Raw genomic sequence first — 23,858 nt, forward strand, 5'->3', positions numbered from 1 at the left:
CCGCTCAAGGCTGACGCTCTTCCTCGCAACTCGAAACTGCTTTTCCCTCGCAACTTGCTATTTTTCAGCTCAAGGCTGTCTTAAGCCATTCTCTGTGTCGGCTTCCAGCGCAGTAGCTGCGTTGGTAACTTCACACCTTGTGAGGTGAGGGTATTAACGCGGTTCAAGTAGGCTGCGCCGTACATCAGGTGCTTGGCTACATCGACAGCATTGCGGTCTTGGTAGTTATCTAAGTAACTGCCTTTCGCCCACTGGTTGAATGCACCTAATGCTGGGCCTGCCCAGATCTGGTAATCCATCTCGCGGCCTGATTCGCCTGAGTTTGACCAGCGGCTTGATAGTCCTAGATACCAGCGGAAGATGAGTGCCATCTTACGCTTTGGATTACCTTCGGCGCGTTCAATCTGCTTAGGATCACGCTCGTTAAAGTGCGCAACTGTTCCAGCCCAGATCTCATCGAGTGTTGAACGGAAAACTTGCTTTTCAAGTTTCTCACGCTCATCAGTTGGAATCGCTTCGATAGACTCATAACGTGTGTATAGCTCATAAAGCTTGTTGGCACGCATTGGGAATAGTGTGCCGCGCTTAACTACCTGCAGCTTAACGCCCATCTCGAACATATCGGCAGCGGGTGCCATAGTCACATCGGCCATCTCAGTAGTCGCTAGCAGCTTACGGGTATGCTCACTGGCGCCGGCTTCGACACAAGCTTGGTTGACTGAACCTGTGACAATATACGCTGCGCCCATATTGAATGTCGCAAGCGCTGCATCGGGTGTACCGACGCCGCCACCACAACCGACACGTATTGGAGTTTCATACTGATACTTAGTCTGGATCTCCTCTTTAAGTGCCAAAATAGTAGGCAGTAACGTAACTAAAGGACGGTTATCAGTGTGACCGCCAGAATCGGCTTCAGCTGTGATGTCATCAGCCATAGGAACAAGTTGGGCTAGCTCCATCTGCTCAGGTGTTATAGAGCCATCATCCACAAGCTTTTGCAGCATTTTAGCTGGCGCTGGCATCATGAACTTTTCAGCCACTTCAGTGCGGCTAACTTTAGCGATAACCTTGTTACCGACAACCACGTTTCCGTGCTCATCACGGCTTAAACCCGCTGCGCGGTAGTAAACAATCTGCGGTGTAAGGCCAAGGAACGCTGAAGCTTCTACAGTGCGAACCTTATGCTTTAAAAATAGCTCAACGCTGCCACGCTCTAATGCTGGCTCACTCGGGCTATGAATAAGATTAAACATGTAAGGGCCATTTGGTAGCGCCTTTTGAATGCGGTTAATCGCAGCTTCTACACGGCTTGGGATAAGACCCGCTGCGCCAAATGAACATAAAATACCGGCCTGACCTAAAGCTATCACTAGCTCTTCTGATGAGATGCCGTTTGCCATCGCGCCAGCGTAGTAGGCGTACTTAACACCGTGAACGCGGCGGAAGTTACTGTCACCTAAACTCTCGGTACCAAGTGCAGGAGCAAAAGCACTTACTGGGTGTGCGTTGCCATTAGCGCCTTTTGTTGATGCACTCTCGGTGAAGACTTGGGCTTCTTGGGCAATACCTGCGCCTTTTTCACTGTGGTTAATCACATAGCAGCCACGGCTAAAGTCTTTAAGTTGCTGCTCCATAGTTTTCACATCAAAGTTGATGTTGGCATCGGTAACCGACCAAGGCCATGGAGAGAGCTTTTCAATTGTTGTCGTAGGATTCATTCTTGACCCTTAAAGTAATTCGTTTTTATTTTAAATTAAAATTGTTTTAACCGCCTATGAGCGTGCCATTGCAAGACGCCATCAACTCATCCATGAGGGCTTTACTGAAAAATCCCTTTTTCAGAAACTTGCATGTCACTAGCTCACAGGCTGTATAAATTAGCTATATAGCGATTAATTCAAGCCTAAAAACTGTGTGTTTAGGCTTCCTCAATAGAGATCGCGATATCAAACACTTCATAAATGCGCAGGCCATCTTTACTTAGGCTCGCATTACCTGTGATCACCTTCTTGCCGTTTTCATCTTTGACAGAGGTGATGCTGACATCCATAGACATCTGCTTGTTCAATGGGTTGATCTGACCGCGATACTTCCATTTGATGTTGGATAGAATCTGACCAAACTTCGGATTTTTAAATCCTGCGCCCAAGTCTTTACTGATGGCGTAAGTCTGCATGGTTTCGATAATCGCTTCAACACCTAGTGAACCTGGCATAACTGGATCTTGGTGGAAGTGGAACTGGAAGAACCAATCACTTGGGTCGATGGTGCGTTCAGCGTATAGGTAACCTAAACCTTCTGTACCGCCGTTATCGACAATTTCTACAGAGTCGATAAAGTTCAGCTGGCCACCGGCTAAGCGGTAGTGTGGCTGACTCGCAGGGGCATTAAAGTGACGGCTGCTCTTATCGAGTAGGTTCACTTTGGTATCGGCTGCAATACCTTTAGCGACGTGCCAAGGTTGAGTGACTTTACCGTTATCAAGACCAAGCTGATCTTTAAGTGCATCACCTTTGAAGTAACCGAATACCGCAGTACCGCGATAGAAAGGCTCGCCATCTGTGCTTAGCTCGAAACTGAAGCTCTGAATGATGTTAGTGCCAGCCATTACCGTTGATAGTAGACGTGAGTCGTTGCGAATAGTCTTACCGCGCAGGTCGACTTCACGCAGTAGCTCACCGCTACCGTCTAAGTTACGGAAGAACAGCTCAAGACCTGGGAAGCCAAGGGTGGTACCCATGTAACCTGAGATGAAACCGTTTGGCTGCAGTGAAATCTCCATCAAGATAGAGTAAGGCATCACGGCTTGGTGGCTGTTTTTATCTAAGTACCATGCATCTGTTGGTACTTCATACTCAGCGATACATGAAGATGGCTTCTTAAAGTCGCCACGCTTACCGTTGACTTCGATAACACGCGTAGTCACCTGCAGATCGCCACAAGGAGTACGTGGTGGGATCATGCCGCGGTAGATTGAGAACTCAGGTCCGAAACAGTTTTCGATGTTACCTGTAGCAAACTCAAACATGTGATACGGCGTAAATGGCACAGTATCTGGTACACGGTTAGGGTAGTCTGGCGTGATTGGCGCTTCAACGTGTGAAATGGGTATAACGCCCTTGTTTGGTGCTTTAGTCAGATCAGGTATTTGAGCCATTAATGGCGCGTTTACCGATGCTGGCTGGTATTCCTTTTTTGACTCTTTATTAAGTGACGCTGAAGGCTCACTCTTTACAGAAGCTGATGCGTTAGTTGTAAGAGTTGGGTAGCGAACACACTCATCTTCCTCTTTAATCATCACACCTAGGTTTTGGAAGTCTACAACAGGCTTACCGTTTAGGATGATATCGATATTTGCCTTAGCGTATGGACGTGGGCTGAAACCAATTTCAGTGACTTCCATGCGGTAAGTCAGTGTGCCTGATTGTGGCAGCACCTGTCCGCGACAGCGAACCTGCTGTGATGCATTTTCAAGTGGCTGGAAACGGCCGTTTTTAGTTTGCGTGTGCATACCTAAATGCAGCATGAAGAACTGTAGCAACTGACCACAACCTTCAGCCATTAATGAGCCCGCCATCACTTGGTCGCCCTGGAAGTGACATGGGAAGTACCAGTGATCAGGTTCTAGTTGCTTGTGGCCTTCGATTAGCCCAAGCCCCCATGTGCCGCCATTGCGCTCAACCTTGCTCACTTGCTCAATCATCAAGAATTTCTCTGATGCGAAACACAGTGAGGGCTGCGCAGCTCCGGCATGAGTTGCACCGAAACAGCCTTCAATATCAGCTGATAGTAGTTTGTGGATATCGCCGTAGCTAAAGCTCGTTTTAGGGCAATCTAGTAGTGGGTTGAAGGTCTTTTTCACTACTAAGTTGCGGGCTTTAATCTCATCTTCAGTACGGATCACACCTTTACCGTCTGCAAGCTCTTCATCGGTGAAGAAGCCAGCACAACCACCATCCATTTTAAGGATCATAGTATCGCCAACGAAACACTCGTAAGAGAAGAAGAACAGTAAGGTTTCGCCGTTGCGGGCGTAGTTGTTGATCTTAATATCGTAACGCAGGGTATCGCCGCCACGAGGCAGGTCGCCTAGGAAGGTGAGGGTACAATCAAGCAGGCGGTAAACACGGTCGCCCTTGTTCTCAAAATCGATACCTAGGTAGCTAATGAGCATCAAGTCACACTGACCTGATTCAACCGCGACTGCCCATGGGATCTGGCCATCAACCAGGTAAGGTGCATCCAGTGGAATGTCATACTCAGTGGTCATTGAACAAGGTTTGAACTCGTTCATGGTCGCATCTAGCTTAGTGACGCGAGATACCAGTAAGTAATCTGTGGTCGGTAGACGTACGCGGCGTGAGTAGCTGTCGATGATGGCGTAATCTGAGCCAAACACATTGGCGATATCGCCTTCTGCGTACTCAACTAAATCTGCGTAGTTCCAGATACAAGGTTTTAGCTCAGGCGTTGGCGCTGTGTATGGCGGCACGTTCGCGTGATCAGGTTTGAGCTCTGGGGCTGTATTCAAGGTGTTAGCGTATGAAACAGGCGCTGGGATTGTTGTGCTAGCGACAGGTGCTGGTGCTTGGCCTAGCTCTTGTCCTAGTGTTTGACCAGTTACTTGGGCTAGCTGCTGTTTAAGCAGAGCATCAGCGACTTTCATTCCCGCTGAACGGCTCTTCAAGAATGCCTGATGAGCTTCTTGTGTCAGCTGCTGGTTTTGTGCAAATGCAGCCATATCGCCTGCTGAAACGTCTATTGTCTTGTTAGGCGTTGTAATTACTTTATTTGTCATAGTCTTTCTATTCTCTGACTTGGTTGTCATAGCAGTACCTAAAACTGGAGTAGGGCTAACAGGTGTAGCTTGCGCTGTTTGCACTATTGTTTGTTCTGCTAATACAGGAGCGGGTACTGCGGTGCGCGATACAAGCGGCTTGTGCTGCTTCACAACGGTTGAAGCGCTGGCTGTCGCAAGCTTGCTCTGAATCGAGGCTTGAGCTGCAAGTGGTGTATCGACGATATGTTGGTAGATATCACGACCACCTAGAGTGACCTGCTTGAGTAGCTGGTGCTTAGCATCAGATTTAAGCTCACTGCTTAAGCGAGCTGTTAGCGCACTGTTTTCAGTTGAGGTTTGGCTGATTAATAGCTGAGAGATTTGATTCTCACTGCTATTAGCAACGATTGCCGCGCCCGCACCTTTATGCGAAAGGCTAAGCAGTCCATGGAGTAGGCTAGCCATACCTGCAGCAGCAAAGCTGTGACCCACACGCATATCGGCACTTGTGCTAACTGCATTGGGAAATAGCGTACTTACAGGTGAAGCCGCTAGGCTACCCGGTGCAATACTGGTTTCAACAACTTTAATTGTGTTGATATCAGCGCCAGCTCGAGTCAGCAAGTTATCGGCAACTAGGTTCGCTTCAGCAGCACGGCCAAAGGCTAACGAATTGATGCTGCCATAAGCGCTATCTGCATCAGCATCATCAGGCACAAGTACTACGGCACCCGCACCTTCACCGACATTCCAGCTGCCACTGTTTTGAGATGTAGAGTGCTGAGCGGCAGTTGCATCAATCGATACTGGCTCGACACTGTTTTTCAGTATTATCTGCTCGAAGCTACCAGAGAGATCAACCGCTGCGATAACGACCGCATCTAATGATTCACTGGCCATCATATTTTGCGCCACATCGATACAGCGACTCACCGACTGCTCGGCAGCAGAGATGGTAAATGCTGGCCCATGGAAATCCCATAAAGAGGCGATTCGAGAGGCCATGATGTTGCCGATAAAGCTGGTGTACTGGTTGAGCTTAGCTGCATCGAGCACACTATCCATAGTGATAGCTTCAAGGGCTTGGTACTCATCACTACTTAAAGTGACACCTAGCGCCGATAGGCTCTGCTCAAGTTGAGTGTGCAGATTCACTCGGCCGCGGAACTGGTGCAGTTCTAGCTCAGTTTCCATGGCAACCAGTACAGCCACTTTCTGACCGGCTTGAAGCTTAGCGTCACGAATCGCTTCGTCAGTCACCTTCATCAGCATCAGTTGCTGTGAGATCAAGCGATCATCTTCATTCGGCGGTAGCTTAAAGCGCAGGAAGTCCAAGTCGAAACTATCGACATAGGCACCCTTTGGCGCAGCCGTAAGGCCAAATTCTGCGAGCAACTCTTGATGTTTATCTAACCCTTTCCAGCGCTTCTTAGGCAGCGAGATAAAGCCATTGCTGTTTGATGCCACGGCATCGCTGAGCTGGTTTATGCTGCTAAGAGGACCAAAGTGAGAGGCAAGACCTGTGATCTTCATCGCTGCTACTTGAGTGATTGGCTTGCTAACCACTTGAACGTCAGCAGTGTCTTTTGAAGGTGAATAGCTCTCTAGCAATAGGTGCGCGTTACAGCCACCGAAACCAAATACCGATACACCAGCATGACGCTTATCGTTACCCGCTTTTACCGGCCAAGGTTGAACCTGATTCGGTAGCGTACCTGCATCAAATAGGCTATTAGGCGAGGATATTGCATCGCTAATATTAATACTTGGCGGCAATGCTCCCTCTTTCATGGCGAAAATCATCTTCATGATCCCCGGCATACCAGCGGCAGTGAGTAGGTGGCCTAAGTTAGATTTCGCTGAACCAATGAGCGGCGCTTTACTGCCGGCGAGCTTATCTTCGAAGAAGGTTTCCATCGAGGTCAGCTCAATCTTGTCACCTAACGGTGTGCCCGTTGCGTGACACTCAATCACTTCGATATCTTTTGGCTCGATATCACTGGCTTCATAGGCGCGCTCGAAGGCTTTTACCTGACCTTTAGGGTTAGGGCTCAGTACAAACTGTCCCTTACCATCGTTAGATAGGCCAACACCACTGACAACGGCGTAGATCTTATCGTTATCGCGCTCGGCATCTTCAAGACGCTTCAGTACAAGAACGCCAGCACCTTCTCCGGCAAACAGACCTTTACTGTCGCTATCAAAGGGCACTGAAACACCATGATCTGGGTAGGCGTGGAAGATTGAGAAGCCCATGTTGATAAAGAAGGGATCTGCGCCAGATACTGCACCTGCTAACATCACATCGGCTTTGCCAGCAGTGAGGTAATCACAGGCAAGCTTGAGTGAGTAGACCGAGCTTGCACAAGCGGCATCTAAGCTAAGCTGCGCGCCGCCTAAACCTAATGCATCAGCCACAACTTTCGAGGCGTTGTGGGCGATAGCACCATTGGCGTTATCCAGTGTTGCTTCACTTTGGGCACGAGTAGTGTGGGCGTTAGTTGGGTTTAGCTTAAATGCATTCGCACCTAGTTTATCCTGCAGCGCTTTTTCGACAGCGCTGTGATAGATAGGCAGAAACAGATCGTTTGAGCGAGTCGTTGGGAACGAAAGGGCACCCATGATGATACCCGTACGTTCAAGGGAGGCATTACCTAAGGTGATACCTGCATCATTGAGAGCCTTACGGCTAGTGTCTAGTGCCCAAAGGAAGCTGTCGTCTAGTCCGGTTAAGCTTTCGCTGGGTAGCTGATAGCCCGTAGCATCGAAGCTGAAATCTTCGATATAGCCGCCTTTATCACAATAAAAGCGGTCAGACTGTCCCTGAACTCCTTGATAGTCTTGGCTAGTCGCACCGAGCTTGTCATTGGTTAAGGTAGTACGTGAGTCTCGTTTATCGAGCAGGTTCTGCCAAAACTCACCTGGCGATTTAGCGTCAGGGTATAGTGTAGCAAGACCAACTATGGCGATCTTGCTTTGCTTAGTGGCCTGTTTGTCTGAAGAAGACATTAAACTTCCCCTTGTAGTGTTAGGTTCGGCATCTGTTCGCTGTTGCGCTGTGTCGTGCTAGCTGCTTTTTGTCGCTGAGACTGTAGTTGCGATAGTGCAATTTCACGATTCAATCCATCGATAAGAGGCTGAGTCGAGAGTGGAACACGATGACTAATGAGTTGGCCTAATGCTTTAAGCAAGGTAGTGATATCATCACCGCCCTTTGCATTGACGGGCACTGTGCAGCAAGGAAAGTCTGTTGACTCGCCGCCGCATTGGCGATCTTGCTTAGCGATTTTGTCGATAAGGGTGCAGTTTTGTCTATCTGCACCTAACTCAACAAATAACTTAGCACCTTGCTTTTGGGCACTATGAACAAGTGCGGTGAAGTCTAAGGTGTTGCAGAAGGTATCGGCAATTGAGTTGGCGACAACTTGGCTATCAAGGCCACCTTGGGGGCTTGATACATGAGTGTCACCAGATGCTGCACTGATAAACTTAATATCAGTTGGCAGTGACTCTTGCAGCGGCTGGTTGTAAAACAGCGCCACATTACCATGCTCTTCCATCGCAGGAGCCGTATGCATAGCTGTTACACGATTAGCGGCAATGCCACGTTTTTTCATCTGTGCTAATAACGCTCTGCATTGGTTCTCACAGCCTGCAATTACACAGGTATCACCCTGAACAATGGCAAGATAGGCGTGGGGGAACTCAGGGAGTAGCTCCTTTATGGGCGCTGCGGGAGAGCGAACCACAAAACTGTTCCAGACAATATCGGCATCGTTATTATCGAGCTGCCACGCCTTACGAACCGCAGTTAACTTGCCTGAAATTGCGCTAGTAAATAGCGGATCAGTCTTAGTTTTTTCAATCAGGGTATGTGGCTCTTTCCACACACCTAGACTTGCCCACATCGACGCTTCACCCATGGAGTAACCCAGAGCAAAGTTTGGCGTGATATTAAACTCTTTGACTAATAGTTGCGTCAGTAGGTAGCTGCTACCTACACCAGCAATTGCCAGATCCCCAAGCGGCATAGCAGGTGCTACCTTAGGGTCTAAATTATAGATGGCATCGGCTTGAAACATGGATTTCAAGTCACCTTCACGCTCAAGTTGAGAATAAAGTGATGGGAAGTAGCCATGTAGCTCACTGAACATATCGCTATAAACTGTGCCTACACCTGGGTAAACAAAGGCAAGGCCATTTTGAGCAGCTGATCCTAAAGGCTCAGCTGTAAAGTAGCTACCAGCAGGCGTTCGATACTGTTGTGAAAGCGCTTGGCCACTTTCAGCCATTATCTTAGACACAGTCACAGCCATGGCATCAAGCTCTTGTTGCATAGCTTCAATGGAGCTTGCCTGCAGCGTGATGGCATATGTGTTTGCGACGTTGCTTGCTTCAAAGGCAAGCAGGTTATCACGCATCAAGATCAGCAATGACTCGGTAGTTGCCGCCGCTAGCAGTTGAGTTTTTAGTGCACTAAGCGCATCAATAAGCCCTGCTTGGCTATCAGCTGAGAGCACAAGCTGTAACCGCTTAGTATCGATAATCGACTTGGGTGCGATAAAGCCAGTGCCTTGGGATACGATGAAGCTGATACAGCTGTGATTGTTAACGCATTCGCTTGGGCTGTGGGCACTTTCGCTTTGAGCTGTAATGCTATTAGTAAGGTTAATGGCCAGCACACGTGCTTGGTGGTGGTCGGTAAACCAGTAGTGGCTAGCGGCCTGTTTTGGGCCAATAGACTCAGTATCTCTATGGTGGGTACGGGAAGCAAGGTCTTTGATCTGCTCACATACGGCATCAAACTGCTCAGTGCTGTTAAGCTCTGGCAGATCAAAGCGCTTGCTGACACTCTCAGGCTTACGCTTTGCTTGGCTTAATGCGCTCTTCATACAAGACAGCATACAAGAGTCAGCAGAGGCTGATGAATCAGCCTCTGATTGGATCTGCATGGCTGCCAGTTGCGCGTGGGGATGAATGCGATTTTGCGCCGCTTTTAGTGCGTGCATCATCAACAGCGAGCTGGTCGGCGTTGAGATTTGCACTATCTTACCTTGCTCAATCGACTCGATAGTGGCAGTTAAGTTAGCTTCAAAATCATCGACCTTGATAGTGACAAGCTCAGTTGTCTCTAGCAATTTAGAGTGATACAGCTCAGGCATTAGCACAGAAAGCTGCTTAGCCGTCTCAGGTAAATCAGAAGCTGAGCTATCCTGAGACTCTTTCGCAGTACTTAAGTCCAGAGATACGGGAAGCACCAAGAGTGCGATGCGCAATGGCATCTCACTCTTGATAACTTGATCACTGACGCTCGCTGCTGAATTACTCACTGTAAAGTGAACAGGAGGTGTCGACTTGACCATTAGGACTTTCCTCCAGTGGCGCTCAAGGCTGCCTCTTTGCTTTCATTGAGAAAAGCGCTATTGAGCTTTTTGCTGATAGTGACTTTCGCCCCTTTCATCATTGCGCTTAGCTCACCATTTTCATGGTAAAGCGCGACATTAGCCTCAAGTGAACGGCTACTTGTCTTAACAACCTCTAGCGTTAGCACTGCTTTATCACCAAATGCTAAAGGCTTGTTTGAGATAAACTCGCCTATAGCTGATGGTAAGCTCGCTGCACCGTACTTAAGCCTTGCCCAAACCAGCATCGCCTGTAGCAGTAAATCTTCAGCAAATGGCTGACTACCACCGATATGCTGCGTGGCAACAAACTGGCCGCAATCACTGTCATCGACTTGTGGAAGCTGACAACTTGCCAGCAGCCCTGCATCATCAAAGCTAAACACCTGCTTTATGCCCTGCAGACGTGGCCCGTGGAATAGGGTTCCGTTGCTGTAGAGCTCAGCATCAGTTGTGACGGCTTCACCAGTTAAATCGAACGACTTAGTGGCAAAGGTCTCACTTGATACTGCAAGCGTCGCTTTGTATTGCGGACGACCTTGACTACTAATTAACGCACTCATTTTAAGAGCCGCTGAAGGCTCGCCATTTACAACTTCTGCTGAAGGCTCTGGCGTTAACTCAAGGGTCATCTCTTGAACATCCTTGCTGTCGAAGATGATCCCTTTAAGAAGCTTATAGTCGAGTACTTTAACTTGAGCGCCGAGCATCTCACTGGCGGCCTCGCGCATCCACTGTATTGCACATACAGTGGGAAGCACTGGATTACCGCTAATGCGGTGGTCTTGAATAAAGACCATAGCATTAGGGGTTAAGGCTCTTGTTAAAGAAACAGGTGCTAGCGGGCGCGATGCAAGTTGCACCTCACCCGCATTAAGCTTTTTTACAGAAGCGTCCTGTGTAGATGAGCCATCAGCGTCTTTGCTTGAGCCGTCGCCACCTTGCATAGAGGTACCAATAAGCAGTTGAGCGCCGGTCTCACTTAGCAGTTGGGTGGCAAACAGCTCAGCCCCTGCTTTTAGTGGGATAACGTAGACACCGCGCTCAGTAAACATCTTCTTAAGTGCATCGGTAACCATGCCGCCATCCCAAGGACCCCAGTTAAAGCTCATCACTTTAGCCTGTGGGTTGCGTGCAGTGAACTGCAGCGCCGCCTTGTTTAGGATGTCGTTAGACATAGCGTAATCGCTCTGACCTGTGTTGCCGTAGAAACCAGCGGCAGATGAGAACATAGCAAGTAGTTTCACCTTGCTTGAATCAAGGGCTGCAAGCAGGGCTTTAAGGCCATTGACCTTAGTGCCGTAAACGCGGCTTAACTCTTCGATTGTCTTATCTTGGATATGCTTATCGGCAAGTACGCCTGCGCCATGGATAAGGCCAGTGATCTCATTTGAGCGGCCTTTAAGTGCTGCTGTGATTGCTGTAGTGTCAGTTACATCCATGCTGACATATTCAGCACTTGCGCCAACCTCTGCAAAAGCATTCAGGGCTGTGTTGATCTCAATTGAGCTCTTAACAGTCCAAACTAACGCTTCAACCTGCTTAGGGGTTGGCTTACTACCTGTTGAGATAATATGCGCAATCGCTGCGGGCTTTAGCTCGCTAATTTGCTTACCTGTTGCCCATGCCGGGATAGCCAATAACTCGCTACGGCCTGCAAGGATAAAGTGAGACTGTGTACGCTTAGCAAGGGCTAGGGCACATTCAAAGGTCACACCTTTTGCTCCCCCGGTCACCAGTATTTTATCTGCACTGTTAAGGTCAGAACCAGCATGTTTACTGTTCGCTTCACCCGCTATAAGCGTTGTACGGACAAGGTTGCCTTTAGCGTCGAGTGAGATACCAGCCTCTGGTAGATTCGTTTCGCTATCGAACAACTCATTGGTGATCGCGTCGCTAAGATGGGTTGCATCTAGGTCAGTTGCAATGTCTAGTGCACGGCAGAAGACCGTTGGCCATTCATGGCTCAGTGTCTTAGTTAACCCTGCAAGTGCTGCTTGGTTTAGCTCAGCATTTTGTAGCTGCTTCGTGTCTAAGTAACCAAAACCACCATCGATACGGCTAACAGTGATGAAGCTGCGACGCTTATCACTTGATGCGTTAAGTTTTGGCTGTAGCAGCTTAGCCCAAAGGAAGGCTTGGCTCACGTGAGTGAAGCTTTCACTGCTCAGGTTTACAGCATCAGCAACATTGTCAGAGTTTGATTCTGGCTGCAGATGAATAAATCCACCAATTTGACCTAGTTGTTGCTCTATTTGAGCAATAACAGCATTGATTCCTGACTCATCAAGGCTCTTTGCTTGGAAGCTTGCAACATCACTGCTTAGCGGTGATTGAGCTGCGCCTTCAGGTAGACGTATAACGGCTACTTTAAGACCTTGCTTAGTGAGTTTCTCTGCTAGTACGCCTGCATTGTGACCATCATCGGTGATCACTAGGCTAGCGTCTGCGGCGAAACAGTTGTTGATTTGATCCGCCGCTTTAAGCTTTTTTAGCGCTACCTCGCTGTGAGGAGGAAGTTCTAGCGTAGAGGTGATTGTCTCAGCGACTGACTTAACAGCACCTGAAACAGCGGCACCTGCTGTAGAAAGTTTGCTGTTCATGTACGACACGATTTCGCCCAGTGTACGACACTCAGCAAGGTCTTCTGGGTTTAGCTCAGGAAGGCCTGGAAGCTCATCTTGAACAGTACCTAGAATTTCAACACGCTTGATTGAGTCGATACCCAGGTCAGCTTCCATATCCATGCTAAGTTCTAGCATCTCAGTTGGGTAGCCAGTCTTGTCGGCAACCACTGACATCATAGTGCCTTGCACTTTTTCTGCGCTAAGACCACTCATCGCAGGCGCTGCGGCGGCACTTGTGTTAGTCAGCTTAGAGTTCATGTAGCTTACGATTTCGCCCAGCGTACGACACTCGGCAAGATCTTCAGGGTTTAGTTCAGGTAAGCCTGGAAGCTCATCTTGAACAGTACCCAAGATTTCAACGCGCTTGATAGAGTCGATACCAAGGTCAGCTTCCATATCCATGCTAAGTTCTAGCATCTCTGTTGGGTAGCCAGTCTTATCGGCAACCACTGACATCATGGTGGCTTGGACTTTCTCTGCAGAAAGGTCATTAGTAACGGGAGCAGCAACTTGAGGCGCTGAAGCAGCAGGCGCCGCGGCGGCACTTGTATTAGCAGAGCCTTCAGCTGCACTGGTATGAGTCAACTTGCTATTCATATAGGTAACGATTTCGCCCAGCGTACGACACTCAGCAAGATCTTCAGGGTTTAGTTCAGGTAAGCCTGGAAGCTCATCTTGAACAGTACCTAAAATCTCAACACGCTTGATAGAGTCGATACCAAGGTCTGCTTCCATGTCCATGCTAAGTTCTAGCATTTCAGTAGGGTAACCAGTCTTATCGGCAACCACTGACATCATAGTGCTTTGGACTTCTTGCGCGCTCAAGGCTGTCTCTGCAGAGAGACCGCTTGTAGCAGCAACTTGAGGCACTGCGCCTTCAGCTGAAGCGCCTGCGGCGTCACTTGTAGAGAGTTTGCTATTCATATAGCTAACGATTTCGCCCAGTGTACGACACTCGGCTAGATCTTCTGGGTTTAGCTCAGGCAGGCCTGGTAGCTCATCTTGAACTGTACCTAGAATTTCAACGCGCTTGATAGAGTCGATACCAAGGTCGGCTTCCATATCCATTTCAAGCTCTAGCATCTCAGTCGGGTAGCCAGTTTTCTCGGCAACTACTGACATCATGGTCGCTTGGACCTTCTCAGCAGAAAGACCATTAGCAACGGGAGCAGCAGCTTGAGGTGCAGCGGCTACACTTGTAACAGTCCCTGAAGCTGGAAGCTTAGAGTTCATATAGGTAACGATTTCGCCCAGCGTACGACACTCAGCTAGATCTTCAGGGCTGAGTTCAGGCAGACCTGGTAGCTCATCTTGAACGGTACCTAGAATTTCAACACGCTTGATAGAGTCGATACCAAGGTCTGCTTCCATATCCATCTGAAGCTCTAGCATCTCAGTAGGGTAGCCCGTTTTCTCGGCAACCACTGACATCATAGTGCCTTGTACCTTTTCGGCACTTAAACCGTTTGAAGCTGGAGAAGTAACTTGAGGAGCCAAGGCGGCACTTGAGCCTTCTGCTGGAAGCATAGAGTTCATATAGCTAACGATTTCGCCCAGTGTACGACACTCAGCTAGATCTTCAGGGCTTAGTTCAGGCAGGCCTGGTAGCTCATCTTGAACAGTACCCAAGATTTCAACTCGCTTGATAGAGTCGATACCAAGGTCTGCTTCCATATCCATCTCAAGCTCTAGCATCTCAGTCGGGTAGCCAGTCTTCTCGGCAACCACTTCAAGCATGGTAGCTTGGACTTTCGCTGCACTTAAACCAGCTGGAGCTGCGGGTGCAGCGACGGCAACAGGCGATACTGTAACTGCTTGTACAGATGCAGCTTGATGGCTAACAGTCTGCTCTGGTTTAGCTACTGGCTTAACTACTGGCTTAGTTACGGGTGCTGGAGCAACTGGGGTAGCTGGAGCTTTTGCAACAGGTGCGCTAACTCTAGGAGCTGGAGCGGCTTGAACTGGTGCACTAACATAAACAGGCGCAGCAGCTGGTTGAGCAATAGGTGCGTTAACTCTTGGAGCCGCGGCGCTAGGAGTGCCGTTTAGCATGCTTAGTGCTGCAGTGTTACTTCCTGCTTGCATCTCAAGGAACTGAGTATGGCTTTGCAATGTCTGTGCTTGTAGCTGGTGGAACTGCTCCATTGAGCGTTGTAGGCTCTCTGGGATGGCAACGCCAGTGCCTGCAAGTTTTGTTTGCTCAGTCATCAAGGTTGTGAAGGTCTCACCATACTGCTGTGGGATCTCAAGGAACTGTTGATGAAGCTCAGCAGCTTGCTGCTGCGCGGCAAAGAAGTTAGTTAATGCATCATTGCTTACGCTAAGAGCCGCTGATGGCTCTCTGGTAGCTGAAGGCGCAACAGAATGATTTTGAGCGGTAGGCGTTTGGCCATTAGACGCTTGGTTATTAGACACTTGCGTATTTGTCATGGGTACAGCAATCTCCACAATCTTTTCTACTTCTACTATTTTTTCAACGACCTTTTCAACTTCAACGACTTTCTCTACCACTTTCTCAACTTCAACTATCTTTTCTTCAACGATAGTAGAGCTGGTGACAGTGCCTGTCTCTAGAGATTTAGCCATCTTAGCGCGCGTCGATTTGCTGATATGGTTAACAGCGTTTAGCGAGATGCTCATTGGAGACTTCTTCTCAGGCGCGGCTATATCGGCTTGGTATGGGTCGATGTTATCGAGCTTGATACCGGCAACCGCTAGCTGCATCGCAGCTTGCTTAAGTTGTAGGTCGCTATCGCCTTTAGGGCTTGGGTTGATAGCGATCGCAGTTACATCTGCTTTTGCTGCAAGTGTACCTTGAACCAGCTTCTGTAGAATGTTTTTAGGACCAAACTCAACAAATACACGTGCGCCAGCGTCATACATAGCTTCAAGTTCAGCGGTAAAGCGCACCGATTGAAGCATATGCTTCTTGAACGAGGCCTTAATCTTAGCGGCGGTGTTATCGTAAAGCTCACCGGTTGCGTTTGAGTAAAGTGCGCGGGTAGGCTTGTTGAACTTAGCGCCATCGATTGCTTTTGCAAAAGGCGCTTGGGCGTGACCAACAAGTTCAGTGTGGAAAGCGCCAGATACAGGCAGGTTAATTGCCTTGTAGCCTTGCTCGCTAAGTGCTTTAGCTGCATCAGCTGTTGAGGTAGTAGGGCCTGCAATGACCGATTGCGTCGGTGCATTGTAGTTAGCGACTTTTACACCATCGAATTTGGCAATTGTTGCTTCAACAGTTTCTAGGTCGCTAGCATCTTTTGTGATGATAGCGTACATAGCACCAGTGTCAGCTTCTACACCATCTTTCGCTGGTGCTTTAGTTGCCATGGCATCGCCACGGGCAAAGGCTAGCTTGTAGTAATCTTCAGTAGAGATAGCGCCAGATGCGCAAAGGGCACTTAGCTCACCGAAGCTGTGACCTGCAACCATATCTGCATTGAAGCCCGCAGCGGTAAACAGCTCGTACTGACCCATAGAGAGAGCACCGATTGCACTTTGTGCATTGGCGGTATTAGTCAAAATAGCTTCTTGAGCTTTAACATCATCTTTATTAAACACAGGCTTTGGATAAAGTGTCTGTGAAAGCGGAGTCTTGTCATTTGCGGCAAAGACTTTATCTGCAGTAACTAGCTGCTGACGCATCTCTGGGTAGTAACAAGCAAGGTCGCGACCCATGTTGAGGTACTGCGAGCCTTGGCCAGCAAATAGTGCGGCAACTTTACCTTCGATGGCGTTAGCGCGGTAGCTAGTGCCACCGGGTAGCTGCCAAGCGTCGTCTGTGCTGCTGGTTAGCTTTGCAATTGCTTGCTTGATCTGTGTTGCTAGCTCTTCGCCTGTATTAGCCACTAAGCCGATACGCGGTGCTTTGCTGTCAAGATCACGCAGTGCATAGTTAGCAGCGCTGTCTTTAAGAATAAACTCAGCTGTTGACGATTGAGCAGCTAGCTTGTTTAGCTCAGCGATTAGCGCATCTTTTGACGCTGCGCTGACTAGGAAGCTTTGGGCAACTTGGCGCTGACGGTACTTAGCTTTCTCGCTATCTAAACGGCTGTGCTCATTGTTGTACTCTTCTAGTACGAAGTGGAAGTTAGTGCCACCAAAACCAAATGAGCTGATACCCGCACGGCGCGGCGTGCCATCAACACGTGGTAACCAAGGGCGAGTCTCTGTGTTGAGATAAAACGGCGAGTTCTCGATATCTAGCTTAGGGCTAGGCTGGCTAACGTTAATCGTCGCCGGCAGTACTTTATGATGCAGTGCAAGCGCTGCCTTAATCAGACCTGCAGTACCCGCTGTTGATTTAGTGTGACCAATTTGAGACTTAACCGAGCCGAGTGCAATATGTTGCTTAGTATCATTACCTTCGCTGAATACAGAGCAAAGACCTGCAAATTCAGCTGCATCACCTGCTGCAGTACCTGTACCATGAGCTTCGATAAGGCCAAGTGTATGCGGTGCAAATCCTGCGTCATCATAGGCGCGGTTTAGTGCTTTAGCTTGACCTTCTGGGCGAGGCGCATAGATAGACTTGAACTTACCATCAGATGAAGAGCCGATGCCTTTAATCACTGAGTAAATTCTGTCGCCATCACGCTCAGCATCTTCAAGACGCTTCAACGCGATCATGCCGATACCTTCACCAATCATCATACCTTTTGAGTCGATATCGAATGGCTGAATAGTTTCATTAGTCGTGAAAGCAGGTGTCTTTGAGAAGCTCATGTACATAGACGGTGAGTTATCGGTACACACACCACCTGTGATCATCATCTCTGAGCGACCTTCAACCAGTTCGCTTAGCGCCATACGCATAGCGGCAAGTGAACCTGCACATGCTGCATCAACCACACAGTTCATACCACCTAAATCGAAACGGTTAGCGATACGGCCTGAGATAACGTTACCTAGAGAACCTGGGAACGAGTTCTCTTCCCAGTGAACATACTGGTCTTGGAACTTCTTGATTAGCATAGCGCTGTCTTCGTCACTGATACCACTGTTAGCAAACACTTTCTTAAGAACTGGGTACTGAAGACGTGCTGTTAAACTATGGCTGATCTTTTGACCACCACCCACACCCAATGTGATACCAATCTTATCTCTGTCATAACCCTCTGGCAGCTTAGCGTCCGCTAATACCTCTTTAGCTACAATTAAAGACAGTAGCTGAGATGAATCCGTTAACTCCAAGATATTTGGTGGCAGACCAAACTCCATTGGATTGAAATCAACATCAGGCAGGAAACCACCGCGCTTACAATAACTCTTATCTGGTGTGCTCTTGTTGGCATCAAAATACTCTTCTGGCTTCCAGTGAGTCGATGGCAACTCTGTAATTGCATCGATTTTCTCGCTGATCAAGTCCCAGAATTTATTCAGGTAACGAGAGTTAGCAAAGATACTTGCCATACCGACAATGGCGATAGGCATATCTTTAAGGCGTTTATTCAGGCGGCTATCTTCAGCAGTATTAGTCGCTTGGGTTTCTTGCTGTTGCTTATCGTTTGCTGCAGGTTTCTTTCCCTTAGCTGACGATACTTTCTTTGAAGGTTTAGAGGTCTGGCTCATTATGAGTCTCCACTGGGTGCCTGATTAGGCGTCTTGTTGTTAGTCTCAACGTTTTCTGTGACATGCCCATGACTAAGCTTGGCACCAGGAAATCGTTGCAAAAAGGTGTGGTAGTTGCGAACAAGCAACTTACGCAGATGAAACGGCCCATGCTTTAACACATAGGCGATGTATCGGTTTGTGGCTTGAGTATTGCCATCTTGATATATATCTAAGTAAATCCAGTCACTGCTACGGTCTATACCCAGCAGTATTGAACTTGGTTTTTCGTCGGTAAGCTGAGGTGGGATAGTCAAAGAGACTACCTGCAGCACATCACTGTTATCATCTTCAGCAATGGTTTTGGCCAATGTGTCAGGGTGCAAGGTATAGGTTTCGATATTGCTGCCTTGCACAATCGGCAACTGGTTAAAATAACGCTCAGGTACCTGCGGGCTTTTGATATCGCCGACTTTAGATACACCATAACGTTTAAGGCATCTCGCTAAACCTGAACGTGAAACATTAGGGTTGATAAATTTCTGTGTCACTTTTAGCAGCTTATCTAACGGAGTTTTAAGCTGGTATCTCAGGCCTACCACTACATATTCTTGCAACGGGGTTAGCGTGGTATTTAGGTGATGGGGGGTATTTGGCGTGTTTTCGACAGAGTCGCGCTTGCGCCACTTTCGCACAGTAGCCTCACTGATATTCAGCACCTTAGAAAGTTGACCCACTGTAAAGTCTGATTCTTGTATGAATCGACGCATCTCAGGAGTCGTAGTGGCATTGCTATGCCGAGTCTCTGTTGCTGTTTGCGTACGCTTAATCTGACTTTGGGTATCAGAGCTAAGATTTTTACGAGTATGCTCTACCATTAAATTAGCGGTGTTCCGTTAATAATGTACTGGGACTAAATGCGATATTATGACTGGAGGACTCTGCAGAAGTTCCCATTCTATCGTGATTTAATCAGTATTGTTTGGCCAATGGTTGAGCACATTACCTGAGCTTGGATAGCAATACAATCACCTGGGACTGAATAGTGCCTCTTCAGACCAGTTTGAGCGTACGCGTGTATGTTTTTTATGATCTGCATTAACAAATCCAAACAAAGTGAGCACATAGTGAGCATGTTTGTTGGAAATGTGTCATGGGTTATATCTGTGCTGCGTAAACAGATTGGTATCTCTTGTTAATTAAAGCAGGCTTTAAGTGATAAACAGTCGGTCTTAAAACCAAGCTTGCTAGTGCTTAAGTCTTAATAAAAAGGTATTAGTAGTAAAATAAACTGTACATTTAATGTTTTTAGCGTGAAACCTCTAAGTTGAGATGTTTGCAAACTAACTGATAGTGTGTAAGTTTGTTGACTGTTAAACCTTTTCTATTGTGAGGCATGAGATAGATTCATTCAGCTAGGAATAGAGAAGTAGGACCGAGAATTCATTTATATGGATTTAATTTAAGGAAGAGTTTAAATAAGGAGAAGTTAGTGTCTATATTAAAGTCCAACTTCATAAAATCAGGGGTTATGGCATCTATTATCTTGGCTGTAACAGGATGCAGCTCGGTTGCTGATGAACCGATGACTGAAGAGCAACGATTATTGAAGGAAAAAAATGATAAAATCCTTGCTGAATCTGGTTATCGTTGTAAAAAAGTAAAGCAAACTGGCTCGAGTATTCCTAAGAGGATCTGCAATACAAGACAGCAACGTGAAGATCGAAAACAAGATGCTCAAAAAATGGTAGATGACATTGTTAATGGTGCGCCACCGCCACAGTCATTGTGATTACCTTTCTTGTTTCTTAACATGGCATAAAGATAAATAAGTCATCTATTTATCTTTATGCTTTATCTATTTAGCCTTTTCTATTTAGATACAGGCCTGAAATCAGTCTATTAGATATTTGATGCTGCAGTTTTAATTCGCCCCAGTAACTCCCATCTAGATTTGTTCATAAAAATGACTCAGGTCAAATAATGAGCAAGCCATCAAGTCTATACTTTTATTACCAATCAGTATAAAGATGTGATCGCTCAGCGAGAGTTTAGCGCTTCAGAGGCAAGGTTATTAATAGCTCCTGCATTAATGACATTCAGAACATCCATGTTCTTTGCAGCGAGTGAAGGGCATAGTTATTCTACGTTCTAGCTCGTTAACACAGCATCTGACGTGCTAAAACTCGCCTTTCAGGAGTGTTTTTGACTGCCTACTTCTTCGTTGAATAGCTTCACAAGGGAATAACGATTCCATCAGCAATTCGCCTTGAATTAGTTGCCAAAATCACTCTGAGCAGTTCACTTTCTTATACTGATTGGTATAAGTCATTTGATTGATCTCACCTATATGGGCTGGTTCTGTCTATTTATTGATAAGAGTTTGCCCTCATAAGCTACAGGAGTTGGTTATGGCGGAGTTTCTTACGGAGCAGATCAGAAATATTGCAGTGTTAGGACATTCAGGGGCAGGAAAGTCGACCCTGATTGAGGCCTTGCTGTACAGGGCAAAAGCGATAACGCAAAAGGGCAGGGTGGATAGGGGCACAAATCATGCTGATTTCACTGCCCAAGAACAATCCCACCACCATAGCCTAGAACCTTCTTTTTTAAATCTTGATTTCAACCAACACCATATTAATCTTATCGACACACCAGGTTTACCGGATCTCTTTGGCCGAGCGCTGCCGCCCTTACCTGGGGTTGAGTCAGTATTATTAGTCATTAATGCTACAAGCGGTATTGAAACGATTACGCACAGAGCGTTTGAGGCAGCCAGAACTCAAGGCAAAGTGATTTTGATAGCAATCAACCACATTGATGGTAATCAAGAAAAACTGCCTGATCTGCTCGACGATATCCAAACTAAGTTTGGCGCTCGTTGCTTGCCGGTGAATCTACCGAGTGCATCACTTGATGACGTTGTAGATTGTTATTTGCACTGTGCAGATAAAGTAGATAATCAAATAGCGCCTCTGTTTCACTCGGCAATAGCGGCTCGAGATGAGCTGATAGATACCGTGCTTGAGGAAGACGAAGCGTTAATGGAGCTATATCTGGAGCAAGGGGAGCTACTAAGCCCTGAACAGCTTCATGAGCCGTTGGAGCTTGCCCTGCGTATGGGGCATCTAGTGCCAGTATGTTTTACCAGTGCAGAATCAGATGTTGGAATAGACGCATTATTAGAGGTGTTCACTAAGTTACTTCCTAACCCGCTAGAGGCTAATCCACCGCAGTTCGTTAATGGTTTTGGTGAAGCCATGGTGCCTGTCGATGTGACTCAAAAAGCCAATGACCATGTATTAGCCCATGTATTTTCTGTTTCCATCGATCCTTTTTTCGGCCGCATGGGGGTAATGAGGCTATATCAAGGCACTATGACGATAGGCATGAAACTATTTATTGGAGAGGGACGCAAGCCCGTTAAAGTCACTCATCTTTTTAAGCTACAAGGTGATAAACATGTCGGCATACCAAGGGCGGTACCAGGGGATATTATCGCACTAGCTAAAATAGATGAACTTGAGGTAGGCGCTGTGCTTCATGATAATCATGATGAAGATAAGTTTCATCTACCTGAAGTGAGTCTACCTCAGCCAATTTTTGCTTTGGCTGTTACGCCTAAGCGCCGCGGAGATGAGCATAAGATAGCTGAAGTACTCAATAAGTTAGTGGTAGAAGATCCTAGCTTGAACATATGCGGCTCTAGTTTGGGTAACGCAGGTTCAGGTCTTAGAGATACTTTAGGGCAGACTGTACTTCAAGGGCAGGGAGAGCTTCACCTGCAAATAGCGATTGAGAAGGCCCATGACTTATTTCATGTGGATATGGATACGGACAAACCCGCTGTTGCTTATAAAGAGACCATTACCGAACCTGGACAGGCGCGGTATCGACATAAGAAGCAATCGGGTGGTTCGGGTCAATTTGGTGAGGTAGAGCTAAGAATTGAGCCGCAATCAAGAGGATCTGGCTTTGAGTTTGTCAGCAAAGTGGTTGGTGGCTCAGTACCTGGCCAGTATATATCGGCGGTTGAAAAAGGAGTCAAAGAGGCTATGTTACATGGTCAACTCGCTGGATTTCCTATGCAGGATATCAAGGTGAGCTTACTTGACGGTAAGCACCACAGTGTTGATTCAAAAGAGATAGCGTTTGTGATGGCAGGTAAGAAAGCCTTCATCGAAGCAGTAAGTCAGGCTTCTCCAGTTATTTTAGAGCCCATAGTCGAGATGCAAATTTGTATTTCGAGTGAGCACGTGGGAGATATAACTGGTGATATCAGTGCGCGCCGAGGCATGGTGTGTGGTACGAGTGCTATGGGTGAGCAGAAGATTGAAGTGAGTGTCGAGGCACCTCTGGCTTCAGTTGATGATTATTCCACGCGGCTTAAGTCATTGACCGGTGGAGACGGTCAATTTTCGATGGCGTTTAGCCGTTATGACATTACGCCTGAGCATGTCCAACGACAGTTAGTGAAAGAGTTTTGTGTGTAATTGTATTAACTCCTTTAGTGTTGCTGGGTAATGTCTTATAGCACTGCCCAGCTTAATATTTTTACATGCTATTCATCCTTTATCGTACGTAGATTTATATTATTCAAATCACTGTTTCGCTTTTTGTTCAATCGTTTATAGTAGCTAATAGTTCGTTGATTGATTCAATCATCTACTGTGCTATGGGGACTTTATATGCGCGATTTATTGAACCTAAACGTTAGGCTTTATGCTGCTTTATTTCTGTTTGCTATTTACCTGTTTTCTGGGCTCGCAGAGGCTAAATCGGCATCTGAAATAGTGGCAGAGTCAGATAAACAGATGCGAGGAGATGCCAGCTATACAGTGGCGACTATGAATATTATTCGCCCCGATTGGACTCGCTCCATGAGCATGAAAAGCTGGACCAAGGGCCAAGACTTGTCACTGGTACTGGTGACAGCTCCTGCTAAAGATAAGGGGAGTGCATCGCTGAAACGTCAAAAAGAGATGTGGAACTGGATCCCAAGTATCGAACGTGTGATTAAAATAGCCCCATCGATGTTGAGTCAATCTTGGATGGGATCTGATTTTACCAATGATGATCTTATCAACCAGTCCTCTATCGTTGTGGATTATGACCATAAACTCATCGAGGAGCAGACTATTGATGGTGATGACAGCTATGTCATCGATGCCATTGCGAAAGCTGATGCGCCAGTGGTGTGGAGTAAAGTGAGATTATGGATCTCCAAAGAGAGTTACCTGCAGCGCAAGGTGGAGTTTTATGATGAGTTCGATGACTTAGTTAATACCATGGAGACTTTCGATGTAAAGCAGATGGGAGGCCGGTTAATCGCCACCCGCATGACCATGACGCCAAAAGATAAGCCAGGCAATAGAACTGAGATGATCACCCATGAAGCCCAGTTCGATTTTGATATTGGTGATGCCTTCTTCTCGCAAAGTCAGATGAAAGCGTTAAGGGATTAAGGTTTTAGTCACGAGCTACGAGCTACGAGCT

General features: G+C 47.3%; 8 protein-coding genes. 3 read left to right on the forward strand and 5 right to left on the reverse strand.

The window, feature by feature from the left end; translation table 11 throughout:
* Positions 1 to 80: 80 nt before the first annotated feature.
* The 5 genes from pfaD to BM736_RS02245 form a co-directional block, all read right to left on the reverse strand.
* The gene (gene pfaD / locus BM736_RS02225) at positions 81 to 1,721 is read right to left on the reverse strand and encodes an eicosapentaenoate synthase subunit PfaD (protein WP_076408091.1); all 1,641 of its coding nucleotides are present in this window, start codon (positions 1,719 to 1,721) and stop codon (positions 81 to 83) included.
* Positions 1,722 to 1,921: 200 nt separating this feature from the next.
* A complete protein-coding gene (locus BM736_RS02230) occupies positions 1,922 to 7,792 on the reverse strand; it encodes a beta-ketoacyl synthase N-terminal-like domain-containing protein (protein WP_076408093.1) in 5,871 nt (1,956 codons plus the stop codon).
* On the reverse strand, positions 7,792 to 10,146 hold the full coding sequence (locus BM736_RS02235) for a PfaB family protein (protein WP_076408095.1): 2,355 nt from the start codon (positions 10,144 to 10,146) through the stop codon (positions 7,792 to 7,794). The genes BM736_RS02230 and BM736_RS02235 overlap by 1 nt, the downstream gene beginning before the upstream one ends.
* Complete coding sequence (locus tag BM736_RS02240; RefSeq protein WP_083699794.1) at positions 10,146 to 18,383, reverse strand: type I polyketide synthase; 8,238 nt, start codon at positions 18,381 to 18,383, stop codon at positions 10,146 to 10,148. The genes BM736_RS02235 and BM736_RS02240 overlap by 1 nt, the downstream gene beginning before the upstream one ends.
* Positions 18,383 to 19,240, reverse strand: a complete 858-nt coding sequence (locus BM736_RS02245; protein WP_143562299.1) for a helix-turn-helix domain-containing protein — start codon at positions 19,238 to 19,240, stop codon at positions 18,383 to 18,385. Before BM736_RS02245 ends, BM736_RS02240 begins: the two co-directional genes overlap by 1 nt.
* 614 nt (positions 19,241 to 19,854) lie before the next feature.
* On the opposite strand from BM736_RS02245, the gene BM736_RS02250 reads away from it, so the two are divergent.
* From BM736_RS02250 to BM736_RS02265, 3 genes are all read left to right on the forward strand, one after another.
* A complete protein-coding gene (locus BM736_RS02250) occupies positions 19,855 to 20,154 on the forward strand; it encodes a hypothetical protein (RefSeq protein ID WP_076408097.1) in 300 nt (99 codons plus the stop codon).
* 619 nt (positions 20,155 to 20,773) lie between these two features.
* Entirely contained in the window at positions 20,774 to 22,855 is a 2,082-nt protein-coding gene (gene fusA / locus BM736_RS02260) for an elongation factor G (protein ID WP_076408099.1), read from the forward strand.
* Between the two features lie 195 nt (positions 22,856 to 23,050).
* On the forward strand, positions 23,051 to 23,827 hold the full coding sequence (locus BM736_RS02265; RefSeq protein ID WP_076408101.1) for an outer membrane lipoprotein-sorting protein: 777 nt from the start codon (positions 23,051 to 23,053) through the stop codon (positions 23,825 to 23,827).
* The last annotated feature ends 31 nt before the right edge of the window (positions 23,828 to 23,858 follow it).

Origin of the sequence: Shewanella sp. UCD-KL12, assembly GCF_001957125.1 — a bacterium.
Lineage (GTDB): Bacteria > Pseudomonadota > Gammaproteobacteria > Enterobacterales > Shewanellaceae > Shewanella.

Coding starts and splice junctions, on each gene's coding strand:
- pfaD (WP_076408091.1), bottom strand. CDS start 1,721: ATGAATCCTACGACAACAATTGAAAAGCTCTCTCCATGGCCTTGGTCG.
- BM736_RS02230 (WP_076408093.1), bottom strand. CDS start 7,792: ATGTCTTCTTCAGACAAACAGGCCACTAAGCAAAGCAAGATCGCCATA.
- BM736_RS02235 (WP_076408095.1), bottom strand. CDS start 10,146: ATGGTCAAGTCGACACCTCCTGTTCACTTTACAGTGAGTAATTCAGCA.
- BM736_RS02240 (WP_083699794.1), bottom strand. CDS start 18,383: ATGAGCCAGACCTCTAAACCTTCAAAGAAAGTATCGTCAGCTAAGGGA.
- BM736_RS02245 (WP_143562299.1), bottom strand. CDS start 19,240: ATGGTAGAGCATACTCGTAAAAATCTTAGCTCTGATACCCAAAGTCAG.
- fusA (WP_076408099.1), top strand. CDS start 20,774: ATGGCGGAGTTTCTTACGGAGCAGATCAGAAATATTGCAGTGTTAGGA.
- BM736_RS02265 (WP_076408101.1), top strand. CDS start 23,051: ATGCGCGATTTATTGAACCTAAACGTTAGGCTTTATGCTGCTTTATTT.